This window comes from Pseudomonas sp. TWRC1-2, from assembly GCF_049896685.1.
GTDB lineage: Bacteria > Pseudomonadota > Gammaproteobacteria > Pseudomonadales > Pseudomonadaceae > Aquipseudomonas.
In genome coordinates this window covers 200,898-217,358 of record NZ_JAFCUU010000008.1, presented here as the reverse complement: position 1 = coordinate 217,358, position 16,461 = coordinate 200,898, and the positions used below count along the sequence as shown (strand labels likewise).

General features: G+C 60.5%; 15 protein-coding genes. 10 read left to right on the top strand and 5 right to left on the bottom strand.

Annotation, left to right across the window (positions count from 1 at the left end; translation table 11 throughout):
- Positions 1 to 108: 108 nt before the first annotated feature.
- The 4 genes from ACP7B3_RS22810 to argE are packed head-to-tail and all read left to right on the top strand — an operon-like array spanning position 109 to position 3,704.
- Entirely contained in the window at positions 109 to 1,440 is a 1,332-nt protein-coding gene (locus tag ACP7B3_RS22810; RefSeq protein ID WP_426180953.1) for a flavin-containing monooxygenase, read from the top strand.
- Between the two features lie 23 nt (positions 1,441 to 1,463).
- The gene (locus ACP7B3_RS22805; RefSeq protein ID WP_010171793.1) at positions 1,464 to 1,874 is read left to right on the top strand and encodes a RidA family protein; all 411 of its coding nucleotides are present in this window, start codon (positions 1,464 to 1,466) and stop codon (positions 1,872 to 1,874) included.
- 10 nt (positions 1,875 to 1,884) lie between these two features.
- A complete protein-coding gene (locus ACP7B3_RS22800; RefSeq protein WP_426180950.1) occupies positions 1,885 to 2,562 on the top strand; it encodes a DUF1028 domain-containing protein in 678 nt (225 codons plus the stop codon).
- Positions 2,559 to 3,704: an acetylornithine deacetylase gene (gene argE / locus ACP7B3_RS22795; RefSeq protein ID WP_369303381.1), complete on the top strand. Its 1,146-nt coding sequence runs from the start codon at positions 2,559 to 2,561 to the stop codon at positions 3,702 to 3,704. The genes ACP7B3_RS22800 and argE overlap by 4 nt, the downstream gene beginning before the upstream one ends.
- 71 nt (positions 3,705 to 3,775) lie before the next feature.
- Here argE and ACP7B3_RS22790 read toward each other — a convergent pair whose 3' ends face one another.
- Positions 3,776 to 4,855, bottom strand: coding sequence for a LacI family DNA-binding transcriptional regulator (locus tag ACP7B3_RS22790; protein ID WP_262209103.1), 1,080 nt, complete (start codon positions 4,853 to 4,855; stop codon positions 3,776 to 3,778).
- Between the two features lie 306 nt (positions 4,856 to 5,161).
- Here ACP7B3_RS22790 and ACP7B3_RS22785 point away from each other — a divergent pair, with 306 nt between their 5' ends.
- Genes ACP7B3_RS22785 through ACP7B3_RS22775 form a run of 3 tightly spaced genes read left to right on the top strand, consistent with a single transcriptional unit; the run spans position 5,162 to position 8,413 of the window.
- The gene (locus ACP7B3_RS22785; RefSeq protein ID WP_426180948.1) at positions 5,162 to 6,484 is read left to right on the top strand and encodes an MFS transporter; all 1,323 of its coding nucleotides are present in this window, start codon (positions 5,162 to 5,164) and stop codon (positions 6,482 to 6,484) included.
- A 23-nt stretch (positions 6,485 to 6,507) separates the two neighbouring features.
- Positions 6,508 to 7,494, top strand: coding sequence for a dihydrodipicolinate synthase family protein (locus ACP7B3_RS22780; RefSeq protein WP_426180946.1), 987 nt, complete (start codon positions 6,508 to 6,510; stop codon positions 7,492 to 7,494).
- Positions 7,484 to 8,413, top strand: coding sequence for a PfkB family carbohydrate kinase (locus ACP7B3_RS22775; RefSeq protein WP_426180944.1), 930 nt, complete (start codon positions 7,484 to 7,486; stop codon positions 8,411 to 8,413). Before ACP7B3_RS22780 ends, ACP7B3_RS22775 begins: the two co-directional genes overlap by 11 nt.
- Here the strand turns inward: ACP7B3_RS22775 and ACP7B3_RS22770 are convergent.
- Positions 8,410 to 9,321 (bottom strand): LysR substrate-binding domain-containing protein, encoded by a 912-nt coding sequence (locus tag ACP7B3_RS22770; protein WP_145165787.1) that lies wholly within the window; start codon positions 9,319 to 9,321, stop codon positions 8,410 to 8,412. The genes ACP7B3_RS22775 and ACP7B3_RS22770 overlap by 4 nt on opposite strands.
- Before the next feature lie 250 nt (positions 9,322 to 9,571).
- Between ACP7B3_RS22770 and ACP7B3_RS22765 the strand changes: the two genes are divergently transcribed.
- The 3 genes from ACP7B3_RS22765 to ACP7B3_RS22755 all read left to right on the top strand — a co-directional run bounded on the left by ACP7B3_RS22765 (position 9,572) and on the right by ACP7B3_RS22755 (position 13,230).
- Complete coding sequence (locus tag ACP7B3_RS22765) at positions 9,572 to 10,987, top strand: purine-cytosine permease family protein (RefSeq protein ID WP_262209094.1); 1,416 nt, start codon at positions 9,572 to 9,574, stop codon at positions 10,985 to 10,987.
- A gap of 402 nt (positions 10,988 to 11,389) precedes the next feature.
- A complete protein-coding gene (locus ACP7B3_RS22760; RefSeq protein WP_242197758.1) occupies positions 11,390 to 12,829 on the top strand; it encodes an ATPase domain-containing protein in 1,440 nt (479 codons plus the stop codon).
- A 23-nt stretch (positions 12,830 to 12,852) separates the two neighbouring features.
- Positions 12,853 to 13,230 (top strand): response regulator, encoded by a 378-nt coding sequence (locus ACP7B3_RS22755; protein ID WP_145165790.1) that lies wholly within the window; start codon positions 12,853 to 12,855, stop codon positions 13,228 to 13,230.
- Positions 13,231 to 13,399: 169 nt separating this feature from the next.
- Here the strand turns inward: ACP7B3_RS22755 and ACP7B3_RS22750 are convergent, their stop codons facing one another.
- The 3 genes from ACP7B3_RS22750 to ACP7B3_RS22740 all read right to left on the bottom strand — a co-directional run bounded on the left by ACP7B3_RS22750 (position 13,400) and on the right by ACP7B3_RS22740 (position 15,435).
- On the bottom strand, positions 13,400 to 13,768 hold the full coding sequence (locus tag ACP7B3_RS22750) for a DUF6896 domain-containing protein (RefSeq protein WP_426180941.1): 369 nt from the start codon (positions 13,766 to 13,768) through the stop codon (positions 13,400 to 13,402).
- Positions 13,769 to 14,098: 330 nt separating this feature from the next.
- On the bottom strand, positions 14,099 to 14,722 hold the full coding sequence (locus ACP7B3_RS22745) for an SMI1/KNR4 family protein (protein ID WP_404487766.1): 624 nt from the start codon (positions 14,720 to 14,722) through the stop codon (positions 14,099 to 14,101).
- Between the two features lie 17 nt (positions 14,723 to 14,739).
- Positions 14,740 to 15,435: a hypothetical protein gene (locus ACP7B3_RS22740; RefSeq protein ID WP_426180939.1), complete on the bottom strand. Its 696-nt coding sequence runs from the start codon at positions 15,433 to 15,435 to the stop codon at positions 14,740 to 14,742.
- Between the last annotated feature and the right edge of the window lie 1,026 nt (positions 15,436 to 16,461).

Below are 16,461 nucleotides of genomic sequence, written 5' to 3'. Positions count from 1 at the left end.
ACATTTGATCTGTGGCGTTACGCACACCGCTCTGCATCCGATATTTATGCTCTGTTCCCAGCTTAATAATATTTTATTAAAAATTGCCCTCCCCCTAGCCTTGACGCCATGCCCAAGCTGAATCCAACTGCATTACGCAAGGACAGACACATGACGCAAGCAATAACAAAAACAGACACCCTGGTCGTGGGAGCCGGTCAAGCTGGCGTGGCCATGAGCGAGCACCTGAGCAAGCACGGTGTGCCGCACCTGGTGCTGGAGCGCAGCCGTATTGCCGAGCGCTGGCGCACCGGGCGGTGGGATTCGCTGGTGGCCAATGGGCCGGCCTGGCATGACCGTTTTCCAGGCCTTGAATTTGATGACGTCGCCGCCGATGGCTTCGCGCCTAAAGAGCGCGTGGCCGATTACTTTGAAGCCTATGCGCGCAAATTCAACGCGCCGATCCGCACCGGCGTGGAGGTGAGCGCTGTGGTGCGCAATGTCGGCCGCCCGGGCTTTACCGTGCACACCAGCGAAGGCGTGATCGAAGCCAACCGCGTCGTCGCCGCCACCGGACCGTTCCAGAAACCGGTGATTCCAGCGATTGCGCCCAAAGACACCGGGCTGCACCAGATTCATTCCGCCGACTATCGCAACCCTGCGCAACTGCCCGCCGGTGCCGTGCTGGTCGTGGGTGCCGGCTCGTCCGGCGTGCAGATCGCCGATGAATTGCAACGCTCCGGCCGCCAGGTGTACCTGTCGGTCGGCGCTCACGACCGCCCGCCGCGTGCCTACCGCAACCGCGATTTCTGCTGGTGGCTGGGCGTGTTGGGCGAATGGGATCAAGCCGCGATGAAGCCTGGCCGCGAGCACGTGACCATTGCAGTGAGCGGCGCCCACGGCGGCAAAACCATCGATTTTCGCGAGCTGGCCCAGCAAGGTATGACCCTCGTCGGCCTGACCCAATCCTTCAACGGCAGTACCGCCACCTTCCAGGCGAACCTGGTGGAAAACCTGGCACGCGGCGATGAGAACTACCTGGCCCTGCTGGATGCCGCGGATGCCTACATCGAGCGCAATGGCCTCGACCTGCCGGTGGAACCCGAAGCACGCCGCGTGTTCCCCGACGCCGAATGCATCAAACAGCCGATCCTGGAACTGGACCTGGCAGAGGCCGGTATCACGTCGATCATCTGGGCCACCGGCTTTGCCGTGGATTACAGCTGGCTGAAGGTCGATGCCTTTGACGCCGCCGGCAAGCCGCAGCACCAGCGCGGCGTGGCCCCCGAATCGGGGATCTACTTCCTCGGTTTGCCTTGGCAATCGCGCCGTGGCTCGTCGTTTATCTGGGGCGTTTGGCATGACGCCAAGTACGTGGCCGACCACATTGCCATCCAGCGCCAATACCTTGAGTACCGTGAACCCGCACCGGTTGTTCAACCGTCATTTGTCAGCGCCTGATCACTTTTTTCTGGAGTTTTTTGATGCCTACTCACACGCGTATCCGCATGTTCAACACCAAGGAAACCTACCCCAACCAGAGCCTGGACAACGACCTGTGCCAGGCCGTGCGCGCCGGCAATACGGTGTACGTGCGCGGCCAGGTGGGCACTGATTTTGACGGCAACCTGGTTGGCCTCGGCGACCCGCGCGCGCAAGCCGAGCAAGCCATGCGCAACGTCAAGCAACTGCTTGAAGAAGCCGGTTCCGACCTGAGCCACATCGTCAAGACCACCACCTACCTGATCGACCCGCGCTACCGCGAGCCGGTGTACCAGGAAGTCGGCAAGTGGCTCAAAGGCGTGTTCCCGATTTCCACCGGGTTGGTGGTGTCGGCCCTGGGCCAGCCGCAGTGGCTGATGGAAATTGACGTGATCGCCGTCATCCCCGAATAAGGAGCCGCACATGACCTTTTCAATCGTCGCGCGCTGCGCAGACACCGGCCAGCTGGGCATCGCCATCAGCTCATCGAGCATCGCCGTGGGCGCGCGTTGCCCGTGGCTGCGGCCCGGTGTGGGCGCGGTCTCGACCCAGAACATCACGCTGCCGGCCCTGGGCCCGGACGTGCTCGACCTGCTCGAACAAGGCCTCGCGCCGGCCGAGGCCGTCGACCAGGCCCTGACCCGCAACGGCTACAGCCAGTACCGGCAATTGACGGCGATTGATCACCTGGGCCGCAGCGTGCATTTCAGCGGCAGCGAAACCCTCGGCACGCACCACGCGGTGGCGGGCGAACAATGCGTGGCGGCGGGCAATATGCTCGCTGACCGCGCGGTGATCGAGACGATGGTCACGGCCTTTGAGCAAGGCGAAGGCCAACTCGCCGACCGCCTGCTGGCCGCCATGCACGCGGCCATCGCCGCCGGTGGCGAAGCCGGCCCGGTGCACTCTGCCGCGTTGGTGGTGGTGGGCGAACTGACGTGGCCGATCATCAACTTGCGGGTGGACTGGGCCGATGCACAGCCGATCGGCGAACTGCAAAAACTGTGGGACGCCTACCGCCCACAAGTGCAGGACTACATCGACCGCGCGCTCGCCCCCGACCGCTCGCCCGGCTACGGCGTGGCCGGGGACGAGCGATGAGCACCAGCCGCCAATTGCTGCAGACGCTGGTGGGCTTTGACACCACCAGCCGCGAATCGAACTTGCAGTTGATCGCGTTCGTGCGCGACTACCTGGCCGAATTCGGGGTGACCAGCGAGCTGGTCTACAACGCGCAGCGCAGCAAGGCCAACCTGTTTGCCAGTGTCGGCCCGACGCAACTGCCGGGCATTGTGCTGTCGGGGCACACCGATGTAGTGCCGGTGGATGGCCAGCCGTGGACCGTGCCGGCGTTTGAGTTGACCGAGCGCGACGGCAAGCTGTTTGGTCGCGGCACGGCGGACATGAAGGGGTACATCGCCTGTGTGCTGGCGCTGGTGCCGGCGTTGGTGGAAGCCGACTTGCGCCTGCCGGTGCATATCGCCCTGTCTTATGACGAGGAAGTCGGCTGCCTGGGCGTGCGCTCCTTGCTGGCGGTGCTGGAGCAGCGGCCAGTGAAGCCGATGCTGTGCATCATCGGCGAGCCCACCGAACTCAAACCAGTGCTCGGCCATAAGGGCAAATTGGCGATGCGCTGTGATGTGCATGGCGAGGCCTGCCATTCGGCGTATGCGCCGTCTGGCGTGAATGCGATTGAGCATGCCGCCGAGTTGATCGGTGAGCTGGGGCGAATAGGCCAGCGACTGCGCGAGCAGCAGGACCCGCGGTTTGATCCGCCGTTCAGCACGGTGCAGACCGGGGTGATTTCGGGTGGAAAGGCGCTGAATATCGTGCCGGCAGACTGTCGGTTTGATTTTGAGATTCGCGCCTTGCCGTCGCAGGACCCAGGCGACGTGGCGTCAGCGCTGCGGGCCTACGCCGAACAGCAGGTGCTGCCGCGTATGCAAGCGGTGAGTGCGCAGAGTGCGATTCGGTTTACCGAGTTGTCGGCGTATCCGGGGCTGGTGACCGATGAGCGCAGCCAGGCAGCAGAGTTGATCGCAGCGTTCAGCGGTTCGCGGGATTTCGGCACCGTGGCGTTCGGCACTGAGGGCGGGTTGTTTGATGCGGTGGGTATTCCCACGGTGGTGTGTGGGCCCGGGAGCATGGACCAGGGGCACAAGCCGGATGAGTTTGTCAGTGTGGCGCAGTTGCAAGGCTGCGATGCCATGCTGCAACGGATGCTGGATTCGATTCGCGCCTGAGCCGCCAGGCTGTCAAACCGGCACATCAACGGTGAGGGGGAGCAAGTCCCCCCTCACCTTCAAGGGTGTGTTCAATCCTGGCTTGGCGCCGCGCCCGTCGACTCGCGCTCAATGAGTTGCACCTCCAGCATCGGCGGCGCCTCACAGGCAAGCCCGGCAAGACGATCAATCAGGTACTGCGCGGCCATTTCGCCGATCTGCCGGTCGGGCACCTGAACGGTGGTCAAGGCAGGCCGACTGTGGGCCGCGATCTCGATGTCGTCGAAACCGCAAATGGACAATTGACCGGGCACCGCAATGCCCAGCGCCTGGGCTTCCAGCAATGCGCCGATGGCAAGCATGTCGTTACCGCAAATGATCGCGGTGGGCGCCGGTTGTTGGCTCATGATGTGTTGGAGGCTGGCGCGGGCAAACGCGACGCGCCCTTCGTTCAGGCTCTGGGCGCGAATGGCCTGATGCTGAGGCCGCAGGGCCAGCCCTTGCTCGGCCAGAGTGGCGTGCACGGCCTGCAGCCGGGCCTGGATGCGGCCGTTGTCGGTGACCGACTGGAAAATGATGCCAAACCGCTGATGCCCCAGCGCCAGCAGGCGCCGGGTAATCATTGCGTAGGCCTGCCCATGGTCAAACCCGGCGCAGGGATGCCGCGCACCGGCGCGCTTGCCAAAGGTGACCACATACGGCGTGCCTTTGGCATCCAGCTGATCAAATAACGCATCGGGGTAATCATCCCCAAGCAGTGCCAGCGCATCGACGCCACGCGCCAGCATGCCTCTGGCCTGACGATAACCTTCGCCCGGGTCATACGCCGAGCAGGCGACAAACACCGCCAGCCCGTGAGCGCCCAAACGGTTCTGGAACGCCTGCAACTGCTGGTGAAATTTCTCGTGCTCCAGGGTCGGCACGATCACGCCGATGGTGTACGAGCGCCTGGAAACCAACGAACGCGCCGCCGCGTTGGGCACCCAGTCCAGTTGGTCGATGGCCGCGCGTACCTTGGCGCGGGTTTTCTCACTGACGCGTTGCGGCTCATTCAAATAGCGCGAAACGGTTGCGGTGGACACATTGGCGATCCGGGCGACATCGGCGAGCACCGGTTCCTGGGTACTGTGCGCATGAGGCGTGTCGCGGGGCGTGGTGGTTGCGGCGGGCATAGGTGGCTTCATGTCAAAAAGTAAGCGTTACGCACAACCTAAGCGGGCACCTCGGCACAGTCAATGAATCGTTGACAGCCAGCAAACTGAAAACCTAGGATGTAAGCGCTAGACAAAAAATAAACATTTTAAACATCGGTTGTTTATATTGGGCACTCTACATTAACGATTCGAGGGCCCAGGGACGATTTTTGTCAGGATGACAAACGATTACATAATGCCATGTGCTGCCACGTCAGCCGGGAAGCCGGGCCAACGTGCCGGGTCAGCGCACGCTGTCAAAAACAATAAAAAGAGACATCCATCATGAGTCAGACACCTGCACACCCGGTTGCGCCACCGCGCATTCGGCGCCAGCAAACCCTCGCCCTCAGCCTGCTGGTGCTCAGCGGCATCATCAACTACCTGGACCGCGGCACGCTGGCCGTTGCCAATGAGTTCGTGCGCGCCGACCTTGATCTGTCGCTGGGCGAAATGGGCATCCTGCTCTCGGCTTTTTCCTGGAGCTATGCGCTTTGCCAACTGCCCGTCGGCGCCCTGGTTGACCGCGTCGGGCCACGCTGGTTGCTGGGCGGCGGCCTGGTGCTGTGGTCCCTGGCCCAGGCGGCTGGCGGCCTGATGTCGAGCTTCGGCTGGTTCTTGCTCGCCCGCGTGCTGCTGGGGATCGGTGAGTCGCCGCAATTCCCGTCTGCCGCGCGGGTGGTGAGCAACTGGTTTCCACTGCGCTCACGCGGCACGCCCACCGGCATCTTCAACTCAGCCTCGCCGCTGGGTATCGCACTGGCCCCGCTGTGCCTTTCGGCGCTGATCGCGGCACTCGACTGGCGCTGGGCGTTCTACCTCACCGGCGCCGCCGGGCTGTTGGTCGCAGTGGTGTGGCTGGTGGTCTATCGCGACCCGGTCAAGGACACGCTCACCGAAGAGGAGCGTCACTACCTGTACAGCGATGAACCTCACGTCACCACCCCCAAGGTCACGTTTGCTGACTGGCGCGCACTGTTCTGCCACGCGACAACCTGGGGCATGATGCTCGGCTTCATGGGCTCGGTGTACTTGAACTGGGTCTACCTGACCTGGCTGCCCGGCTACCTGCGCAGCGCCCGGCACATGAGCCTGGAGATGAGCGGCGTGGCCGCTGCCATTCCGTTCCTCTGCGGGTTTATCGGCGCGCTGGTCGCCGGCTGGGTGTCCGACCGCATCACCCGACGCAGCGAAACCGCGGTGCTGGGACGCCGCAACGCGATGGTCGTCGCGATGGTGGGCATGGTGATTTTCACCATCCCGGCCGCGCTGGTGGAGAGCAATGTCATCGCCGTGGCCTGCATTTGCGTGGTGATCTTTTTGGCCAACGCGTCCTCGGCGTGCGCCTGGTCTTTGGCCACCGCCGTCGCGCCGGCCAATCGCGTGGCTTCACTGGGGGCGATCCAGAACTTCGGTGGCTTCCTGGGCGGCGCACTCGCGCCGATCATGACCGGCTATATCGCCCAGACCTGGTCGTTCGTGCCCGCACTGCTGACCGGCGCCGCCATCGCCATGATCGGCGCCCTGTCGTACCTGTTCCTGGTACGCCACCCCATCCCTGATACCCCGCCAGCCTGCGCGGTCACCGCCGTGGCGGCTCACCCATGAACATTCATCCAGAGGACGCCTCTATGCCCCGCCCTGCCCAACCTGTCATCGAAGGCATCGTGCCGGTGATGCTCACGCCCTTTGACGAGACTGGCCACATTGACTTCCCCGGCGTCGACCGCTTGATCGAGTGGTACCTGGGCCTTGGCTGCGACGCATTGTTCGCCGTGGCGCAGTCCAGTGAGATGCAATGGCTCAGCCTCGACGAGCGCACCCAACTTGCCCGGCATGTGGTTGAGCGAGTGGCCGGGCGAGTGCCGGTGGCGGTGTCCGGCCATATCAGCGACTGCCTCGACACCCAGGTGCACGAGCTTAATGCGATAGCCGCCAGTGGCGCCGACGCAGTGGTGCTGGTGACCAACCACCTTGACCCGCAACGCCAGGGCAGCAAGGTGTTTCTCGATAACCTGCACACCCTGCTCGAACGCCTGCCCGCTGACGTGCCCCTGGGCCTCTACGAGTGCCCGGCGCCCTACCGGCGCTTGCTCAGTGACGAGGAACTGCAGGCCTGCATCGACAGCCAGCGCTTCATCATGCTCAAGGACGTGAGCTGCGACCTGCAAGTGGTCAAGCGGCGCGTTGCCTTGGCGCAGGGCTCGTCGCTGCGCATTCTCAACGCCAATGCGGCGATCGCCTGGGACGCCATGCAAGCCGGGGCCGCGGGCTTCAATGGCGTGTTTACCAACTTCCACCCCGACCTGTATCGGTGGCTGCGCCTGCATGGCGCACAACATCCGCTACTGGCTGAAGAGCTCGCGACCTTTCTGGTGCTGGCGGCCACCACAGAAGGCATGGGCTACCCGGCCCTGGCGAAAATCTACCACCAGCGGATCGGCACCTTCGCGTCCATACGTTGCCGGGTGATCGACTACGACGTGCGCGAACGCCATTGGGCCCTGGATGCCGTGCTCGATAAAATCGTCGCAGGCACCGAACACTTTCGCGCCAGAATCCGCGCGCTCGATACCCCGCAGGTGGCACTGCCGGGAGAACCGCGCCATGGCGGATAACCGTGTCATCTGCGTGGGTTGCGCGCTGTGGGACACCATTTTCAGCGTCGATCACATCCCGTCGCGCGGTACCAAGATTCTCCCCCGCCAGGCGGTCCAGGCCGCGTCAGGCATGGCCACCGCCGCCGCGGTCAGCATCGCGCGCCTGGGTGGCCCGGTTGCCCTGTGGGCGCGTATCGGCGACGACGCCACCGGCACAATGCTCATCGAGGACCTGAGCCAGTCCGGCGTCTGCACCGCATGGATTCGCCAGGTGCCCGGCGGGCGCACGCCGTTCTCGACCATCCTGGTGGACCATGACGGCGAGCGGCTCGTCGTGCCGTTCATCGACCCCGCACTGGAAGCCGACGCCGCCTGGCTGCCACTCGAGGACATCGCGGGCGCGGCGGCGGTAATGGCCGACATGCGCTGGCTGCAAGGGGCTCACGCAGCGTTCAGCGCCGCCCGGCGGCTGGGCGTGCCAACCCTGCTGGATGCCGACGTCGCCGCCGTGCAAGACCTTAACGCGCTGATCCCCCTGGCAGATCATGTGCTGTTTTCCGAGCCGGCCTTGCAGTTGCTGGCTGGCAACGTCCCGCCCGAAGAGGCGTTATTGGCCCTGGCGTCGCGCTGCGAGGCCAAGGTGATCGGCGTCACCCTGGGCGAACGCGGCTCGCTGATCTGGCAGCGCGAAGGGTCGAGCACTGCGGTGCAGCACTTCACGACACCCCACATTCGCGCAATCGACACGCTCAACGCCGGGGATGTCTGGCATGGCACCTATGCGTACGGCCTGGCGCACGGCTGGACGCTGGTCGAGCGCGTGCGCGCCGCGAGCGTTGCCGCGGCGATCAAGTGCGAAGTGTTTGGCGGGCACCGGGGCGCGCCGACCCTGGCGCAACTGGAGGCGCGCCTGGGCGCAGAAACGTCGCCGTGCTAAGCCAGCAACCGCGCGAGCTCTTCGCGGCAGTAGTCGACGAACAGTTGCACCGGCTTGGTCAGCGGCGCGCGACGCAGCCAGACTGCCGATAACCCTGAGCCGGTCACCGTCTCCGCCAACGGCACACACACCACCTTCTGGCCATCGTAGGTGTATTCGGTAAAGGGTTTGGTCACCAGAATCGAAAACCCGAACCCCCTGCCCACCATGCCCCGCACCATCTCGATCGACGGCGAGCTGAACACGATATTGGGCGTCAGCCCGCGCTCTTCAAAGATGCTCACGAAGTAGGTACGGCTGGGCAGCACATCCAGCAAGATCATGGGCTCCAGCACCAGGTCCGCCAGCGATACCCTGGCCTGCTGCGCAAAACGGTGATCCGCCGGCAGCAAGGCATACGGCTGTTGCGGCGGCATCAGCGGCGTGGTTTCAATCGTGCCGCCCAGGTCATGCTCGAACAGCATCGCCACATCGATACTGCCCGCCGTCAGGGCCTGCACCAGCTCTTGCTGCTCGCCATCACGAATACGGATTTCCACCCCGGGCCAGCGCGCCTTGAAGCCCGCGATCAAACGCGGCAAATACAACGGCGCCACCGTCTCAAAGCAACCGATATCGATCTGCCCCGCCACCACATCATTGTCGGCCAAGGCGTTCTGCTCGAACTCATGCGCGACCCGCAGCAGCTCCAGCGCCTTGCGATAAAACCGCGCGCCGCTGGGCGTGAGTGAAACACCCTGGGCGTGATGGCGAATAAACAACTGCACGCCAAAGCTGTCTTCCAGCTGCTTGATCGCGGTGGAGACCGACGGCTGCGCGATATACAGCTTGCGCGAGGCCTCGGCGACGCTGCCGCACTCGGCCGTGGTCACAAAATATCTGAGCTGGCGCAGGTTATAGGCAGCCATCGGGACCTCCAGAAACGTGGGACTTCACCCCAAACAAGTGCGCAAAAATCGGCTTTTTCGCACGGCTTCAAGCCCCTGCAACATACCCGAGCAAAAAATCCGGCGAGATACTTTTTTTAAGGTCTATAGCAACAAACTTACTAATTTACCTCCCTGCGCCCATTGCAGATGATCACTCCAACAACAAAGCGTCGCCCACGCGTCGCACAGCGAAGTACGTCAACGTACTCACCTTGCCTTGGAGCTCGTCATGGTTACCACTGCAGCATCCTGCGCCCCGCTTATCGAAAAACACACGATTGGATACGTGCCTCCGGAAGATCGCCATGGAAAGGTAAGAGACCTGTTCACCCTGTGGTTCGGCGGCAACATCGCGCCGCTGCCGATCGTCACCGGTGCGCTGGGTGTGCAACTGTTCCACCTGAACCTGGTGTGGGGCATCGTCGCCATCCTCGTCGGCCACCTGGTCGGCGGCGTGCTGATGGCGCTGCACTCGGCCCAAGGCCCGCAAATGGGCATCCCGCAGATGATCCAGAGCCGCGCGCAATTCGGCTCCCTCGGCGCGCTGCTGGTGGTGGTGATCGCCGGCGTCATGTACATCGGCTTCTTCGCCTCCAACATCGTGCTGGCCGGTAAATCCCTGCACGGCGTGGTCGACAGCGTGCCCGTGCCGGTCGGCATCGTCATCGGCGCCATCGGTTCCGGGATCATCGGCATCATCGGCTACCGCTTCATCCACGTGCTCAACCGCATCGGCACCTGGGTGCTCGGCGCCGGCATCGTGCTGGGTTTCGGCTACATCTTCACCCACGTGCAAACCACGGACTTTCTGACCCGTGGCAGCTTCAACATTTCCGGCTGGCTGGCCACCGTGTCTCTCGCGGCGCTTTGGCAAATCGCCTTCGCACCCTACGTGTCGGACTACTCCCGTTATCTGCCGGCCGACGTCCCCGTGGCGTCCACCTTCTGGACCACCTACCTGGGCTCTGCCCTTGGCTCCAGCCTGGCCTTCATCTTCGGCGCCGTCGCCGTGCTCGCCACCCCGGTCGGCATGGACACCATGGACGCCGTCAAACTCGCCACCGGCGCCATCGGCCCACTGATGCTGGTGCTGTTTTTGCTCAGCGTGATCAGCCACAACGCTCTTAACCTCTACGGCGCGGTGCTGTCGATCATCACCTTGGTGCAGACCTTTGCGTATCGCTGGATTCCTACCGCCAAAAGCCGTGCGGTGATCTCGATTCTTGTCCTCGCTGCCTGCGCGATGGCGGCGGTGTTTGCCTCCAAAGACTTCATCGGCCACTTTGTCGACATGGTGCTGGTGTTGCTGGTGGTACTGGTACCGTGGACGGCGATCAACCTGATCGACTTCTATGCGATTCACAAAGGCAAGTACGACATCGCCTCGATCTTCCGCGTGGATGGCGGGATTTACGGCAAGTACAACCCACAGGCGCTGCTGGCGTATGCCATCGGGATTGCAGTGCAGATTCCGTTTATGAATACGCCGCTGTATGTAGGGCCGATTTCCGCACACATCAATGGCGCGGATTTGTCCTGGGTGGTGGGGTTGGTGGTGACGTCGCCGTTGTATTTTTGGTTGGCGAGTCGCGACAGTGCGTATAAACGACGCATGGAGGGGGGCAAGTTGGTGGGTGGGGTTTGAGGTAACAGGCTGAAGTATTTTTAGCGTACTGAATGGACCATCCCTATCGTGGCTTTGCGGCTGCGGTATGGGTGGTTTTTTCGTTTCGGCTGGATTGCAGGATTGAAGGCTGTGCAAGTGCGCTTGCGTGGCGTTTGATTAGTGCGTTGAGGGATGGTGGCCAACGATGACCTTAGTTCGATCCGATGGATGGTTCAGTCTGGCAACGCCGCTGAAACGCAGCCGGCTGCTTAGTCTGCTTTGGGCCATATGTTGCCACTCGTGAGGGGTTCTTTCGACATAACAACGGCGACTGGCGCGACAACTTTCCATTCAACCCTAATGGCTCCCGAGCCGAAATGGAGTAGCATTCCCTCCATCAGCTTGGTTTAAACAGATTGTTTTTCGGATCAGGGTCGCATTGTGGAAAAGCTAAAACGCCTTCAAAGCGGAATAGAAGGGCTCGATGCTCTGCTCAAGGGCGGATTGGTCGAGGGTGCTTCATATATTATTCAAGGACGCCCAGGGTCTGGAAAAACGATCCTTGCCAATCAGCTTGGGTTCCATCACGCGAACAATGGGGGCCGGGTTCTGGTCGCCACGCTGCTGGCAGAATCACATGACCGTCTTTTTCAATTTCTTTCTACGTTGAGCTTTTTTGATTCATCCAAAGTCGGTGCCGAAATTCAATTTGTCAGCGCCTTCGACACGCTGGAAAACGACGGTCTGGATGAAGTCGTCAAGCTGCTTCGGCGTGAGATAAGCCGCCAGAAAGCCACGGTGATGGTAGTAGACGGGCTGCTCAACGCGCGCTCTAAAGCCGACTCGCCCATAGACACCAAAAAATTCATTTCAGAACTGCAAGGGCACGCCGCCTTCGCCGGTTGCACGGTGCTGTTTCTGACCAGCTCCCGACTTGATGACGGAAGCCCTGAGCACACCATGGTGGATGGCGTCATCGAGATGGGCGAAGAGTTGTATGGCACTCGCTCGGCGCGTCGCATCCACCTGCGAAAAACCCGTGGCAGCGGAGCAATGACCGGTCTTCATGAGTGCGAAATTACCGAGCATGGCTTGGTGGTTTATCCCCGCCTCGAAAGTCTTTACAGCCACCCGTCCGCCCCCGACAGCGCCGACATGACGCGCATCGCCAGTGGCGTTGATTCACTGGATGGCATCTTGGGCGGAGGCCTTTACAGTTCCAGTGTGTCTCTTGTCATAGGGCCCTCCGGGATTGGTAAAACGACGCTGGGTCTGAAGTTTCTGTCCGAGTCGACGGTGGATATGCCAGGGCTGCATTTTGGCTTCTACGAGAGCCCACAACGGTTGCGGCTCAAGGGCCAATCACTGGGTATCGATATCAAAGCCATGGAAGACAGCGGCGCGCTGAGCATTGCCTGGCAGCCAACCACCGAAGGCCTGCTGGATGGGCTGGGCGCACGACTGCTGAGCATCGTTGAGGAAAAGGGCATCAAGCGCCTGTTCATCGATAGCCTCAGTGGCATGACGCGAGTCTCGACAAATCCGGCGCGGATTACTGACTTCTTCAGCGCCCTGATGAACGAGCTGCGGTCCAGGGGCGTGACGGTATTTGCATCCTGGGAAATGCGCGATCTGTTTGGCTCCGAGGTCAGCGCACCGAGCTCTGACCTGTCCAGCATCGTCGATAACCTGATGCTGATGCGGTTCTCTGAGAATCGGGCTGAACTAAGCAGGACGTTATCCATTCTTAAGGTACGAGATAGCGCTTATGACCCCTCGCGATTTGAGGTCGTCATCCAAGATCAAAATGTTTTTCTGAGAAAGGCTTCAAGACATGAACCTTCAGTTATCACTGAGTCATCACCTGGTTCAATTTCTTAAGCTTTCGAGTGGGTTGAACTAACATGACCACCATTCTGGTCGTCGACGACGAGTATTTGATCGCTGATATTCTCAGCTTCGCGCTGGAGGATGAGGGGTTCATGGTGGTAACGGCCAGCAACGGCCGAAAAGCACTCGAGGTGCTGGACAGAGAACGCCCTGCCCTGATCATTACCGACTTCATGATGCCGGTGATGGACGGCCAGGAGTTCGCCACCGCTGTCCGCGCCCTTCCTTCAGCTAATCATTTACCGATCATTTTGATGAGCGGCGCTCAGGCGCACATTGGCATGCAGCGATCGGACTTGTTTGATGTTGTGTTGCCAAAGCCCTTCAATATCGATTTGATCATTGCCGAAGTCAGGAAGCTGTTGTCCTCTGATCAATCAGTCGTTCTCTGAGGCATGACGTGGGTGGGCATTGAACGTATTTGCCCGCCCAGTTGCCTTTAACTGAAGCTGACCATCGCACTGCAAGGTTATGAGCGGCGTAGAACGACCCGCGGCAGGCCAGGTGAAGTCTGCGACGCTTTGTCTGAGAACTTAAAATGGACTGTGTCGACATGAGTTGTCAGGTGGCATCCGCCAAGTAGTAAAGGATGTACCCGCAATACATAAGAGCACCGGCCGCCACCTCTGCGTCAAAGCACGTGTTGAGTGCATCCTCATCAGCAAAACCGTACGCCGACAACTTGTCGCCTGCAAAATCAGCAAGTCGCCACACGTCGAAGCCATCGATCTCACCGTGGGCCCCGAAGTCGAAGTCCACCGTGCCGGTGGGGAGGCTGACCGCGCAGCCGTAGCCGTGCTTGAAGTAACGAATGCCCACCCAATCCACATTCGTCGTGGGCAGCGGGATGCCAGACCGCTGCATCATGGCCACCGCGACGCCGACACTTGCCTGGTAGTCGCTGATCAAAATGGCGAGTTGATTATTCATACCATCTCACTGTTATAGATGTCCGTGATGGCCAGAAAAATAGTTGGCCCGTTCGGTAGTGTTGGCGCTCGATAGCAACCCTGTGCGTTCAGGGTGTGAACCGCGCCCGAACTGTTCAAGTTTGACTTCACACTCGTCAACAATCAGGGCATTTGCAGGCAACAAACCTATTCAATAAGCTCGACGACATTTTCACCTATCACGGTAATTCCATTTGCCCTGTTCGATACCGGCAATCATCAGGCCGCGCTGACAAACTTCCTTCAAGAAGCTCCATGCGCAGCGCCTGGATAGGGGATTCAAAGCGCCCGCTTCGCCCGCATGCTTGTATCAGATCGGCCTGTCTACAACCCGTGCATTCCAGACGTCCCGATAGCGCTCGCGCCAACCCGGGCTGCCTTGATCCAGCCACGCCAGTGTCGCCTCGATCGTATCCGCGCTGATGACGAAGTGATTGATATGCTCGGCAATCCGTTCCTGCGACAGGTGCAGCATGTCCAGGTAGGCATTGAAGCCGTCCGCCAACACCACGTACTCATCGCCTTGCTGGCGACGCCCCGTCCATGCGGGTAAGCCCGCGACCATCGCGCCCACGTCCTGACGGCCCTCGCGCAGGTCAAGCAGCAACAGGCTCGCACCGCCATCGCGGCCGATCGGCAACACCCCCGTAGCCGGGAAGCCAGGTTGTTTGCGCAGTTGCTCCAGTTCATAAGGGTTGGATTCATAGCCTTCGCCGGGCTGCAGCCCATACAGCGAAAAGCTCAGCAACTCCTTATCGCCATTACTCATAGTGGCCAGCACGTCGTAATCCACGGTGCCGCCGTTGCACACCTTGAGAAACTGCCGGTAATCGTCCGGCAGGCGCGCACCGAGCAGCGCCTCCAGGTGCGAGATGGCCTGCTCGGAGGCGCCTTCACGGGTGTCGTCAAGAATCAATCCACGGTAGTCAGTCATCGAGGGCTCGCAAAACCTTAGTAAAAATCATAATAAAGTGCCCATTCACCGGTTTCGATGTGCTTCCAGAACATCAGGCTCCCACTGTGGACGACGTTCAGATTGATCTTTGCGTCGGACGAAATCTGGAACACAAACTCGAAGCCTTCACCCGGATCAACACCCGGCTGGCAGAACGAGGGGTAACCGCCGATCTTGTGTTCGTAGGTGTGGGTGACCTGGTCGTAATAGCTGGGCACCTCGCCCGCGCGTACCAGCGTAAGTATGGCTTGCTCAAGGTCGGCCGGCACACCGCCGCCATCCCACAGTGGAAAGTCCTCCGGCACCGCTTGCGCGTTGAGTGGGAAGGGTTTGAGAAATGAACCGTCCACCCGCAGCGCCTTGCGAACCAACACATCATCCGCCGCATATTCACGGATAACCCAGTTGTTCCCCATCGGCTCAAAGGGCTCGGGAAGCGGATTAGACATAAACACCGTCAACACACGAACCCTTTCCAGCAGGGGGCTGCTGAAGGGCATGGCGGGCAGAAAAAATTGCGCATAGGGAAGCAATGGCTGCCCCGCCTGATTGGTCGGCACGCCTTCATCAGGTCGGAACAGAAAGACATTACCCAGCCAGCTTTCTTCATCGGTGCCCGAGGGACGAAAGCCGCCAGCAACGAACTTCACCGCAGGGCGGGCCAGGCGTTGCTTGATAAGTTGAATGTCCATGGCGATGTAAACCGTCCTTTTTGCGACTCACGTGACAAGCATAAAGGCCGCAGATTAGCAGTGTGAGCGAGTGGATGCTGTGGTGTTTGTGAGCACGCTTGGACGAGTTGAGCGTGCTCGGGTATCGGATTCGGTCGGCGTTAGTTGGCCATGAGACCGTCCCGGGTCATCGATAGGATAATCAGCACCTTGGGCGGGGCGATAGGCGTGTTGAATTAAAAGCCATTGGTTACTAGGGCTGACTACTGATCCCGTTCTCTTAGCAAGTGGGGGCAAGGTTCGGTTTTGGCGATGGCTGCCGTTCGCGACTGGCAGCTTGCGGCCAAAAGCAGTCATTGCGTGGACGCTGAGTGGCATACGGTAGATTCTTGACTTGTTGAGGGTTCGAATTTCTTCTTCATTGCCACATTCTTAAAACGCAATCCCATGATTTTTATATAGAAAATAGATGGTTTGTGGTTTTTTGGCGTCCAAAAAATAGCCCCATGGGACCACCATGGAACTGGCGCGTATTTTGGGTGCGTTTTTTACTCGCAAGACGGGTGCACTTCGTTCCTTTATGAACTTAGTGTTAGGCCCACTACTCCCTAGAGATGAGCGCAGATTCGTAAGCGTGTCTTCAACGTTTTGAGACCGAGGGTAAGAATTGATGTCTGTTGCCAGGGGCGATGTTCATCACGCGAATAGCGTGTCGGCTCATTTACTCGCCGGGATTGCGTGCGCGCCCACCACACTTGAAGCACGGAGGCGTGAGATTCGCACGCATGACCTGATTTTTAAGCTTCAACTTGAGGAGACTATTTCCAATCTTGATGCAGACAATCTACGAATCTTGTTCAGAGGGGCGCTTGAGAAGCGCCTCCGTGAAATTTTGAGCGAGTAAAAAATTTTGGTATTGCCTAGGTCGACATAACGCCGCTTATGTTCAAAAGGCTCCTACACGTTAGCCCGGTGTGGGGGCCTTTTTTAATGGCTGCGGTAACCAATGCCCCCTACACTGGCCTACCAGTGCCCCTTGTACTGGTA

What these genes read in the sequence shown, in the direction of transcription:
- ACP7B3_RS22810 (WP_426180953.1), top strand. Translation starts at nt 109, where the DNA reads ATGCCCAAGCTGAATCCAACTGCATTACGCAAGGACAGACACATGACG.
- ACP7B3_RS22805 (WP_010171793.1), top strand. Translation starts at nt 1,464, where the DNA reads ATGCCTACTCACACGCGTATCCGCATGTTCAACACCAAGGAAACCTAC.
- ACP7B3_RS22800 (WP_426180950.1), top strand. Translation starts at nt 1,885, where the DNA reads ATGACCTTTTCAATCGTCGCGCGCTGCGCAGACACCGGCCAGCTGGGC.
- argE (WP_369303381.1), top strand. Translation starts at nt 2,559, where the DNA reads ATGAGCACCAGCCGCCAATTGCTGCAGACGCTGGTGGGCTTTGACACC.
- ACP7B3_RS22790 (WP_262209103.1), bottom strand. Translation starts at nt 4,855, where the DNA reads ATGCCCGCCGCAACCACCACGCCCCGCGACACGCCTCATGCGCACAGT.
- ACP7B3_RS22785 (WP_426180948.1), top strand. Translation starts at nt 5,162, where the DNA reads ATGAGTCAGACACCTGCACACCCGGTTGCGCCACCGCGCATTCGGCGC.
- ACP7B3_RS22780 (WP_426180946.1), top strand. Translation starts at nt 6,508, where the DNA reads ATGCCCCGCCCTGCCCAACCTGTCATCGAAGGCATCGTGCCGGTGATG.
- ACP7B3_RS22775 (WP_426180944.1), top strand. Translation starts at nt 7,484, where the DNA reads ATGGCGGATAACCGTGTCATCTGCGTGGGTTGCGCGCTGTGGGACACC.
- ACP7B3_RS22770 (WP_145165787.1), bottom strand. Translation starts at nt 9,321, where the DNA reads ATGGCTGCCTATAACCTGCGCCAGCTCAGATATTTTGTGACCACGGCC.
- ACP7B3_RS22765 (WP_262209094.1), top strand. Translation starts at nt 9,572, where the DNA reads ATGGTTACCACTGCAGCATCCTGCGCCCCGCTTATCGAAAAACACACG.
- ACP7B3_RS22755 (WP_145165790.1), top strand. Translation starts at nt 12,853, where the DNA reads ATGACCACCATTCTGGTCGTCGACGACGAGTATTTGATCGCTGATATT.
- ACP7B3_RS22750 (WP_426180941.1), bottom strand. Translation starts at nt 13,768, where the DNA reads ATGAATAATCAACTCGCCATTTTGATCAGCGACTACCAGGCAAGTGTC.
- ACP7B3_RS22745 (WP_404487766.1), bottom strand. Translation starts at nt 14,722, where the DNA reads ATGACTGACTACCGTGGATTGATTCTTGACGACACCCGTGAAGGCGCC.
- ACP7B3_RS22740 (WP_426180939.1), bottom strand. Translation starts at nt 15,435, where the DNA reads ATGGACATTCAACTTATCAAGCAACGCCTGGCCCGCCCTGCGGTGAAG.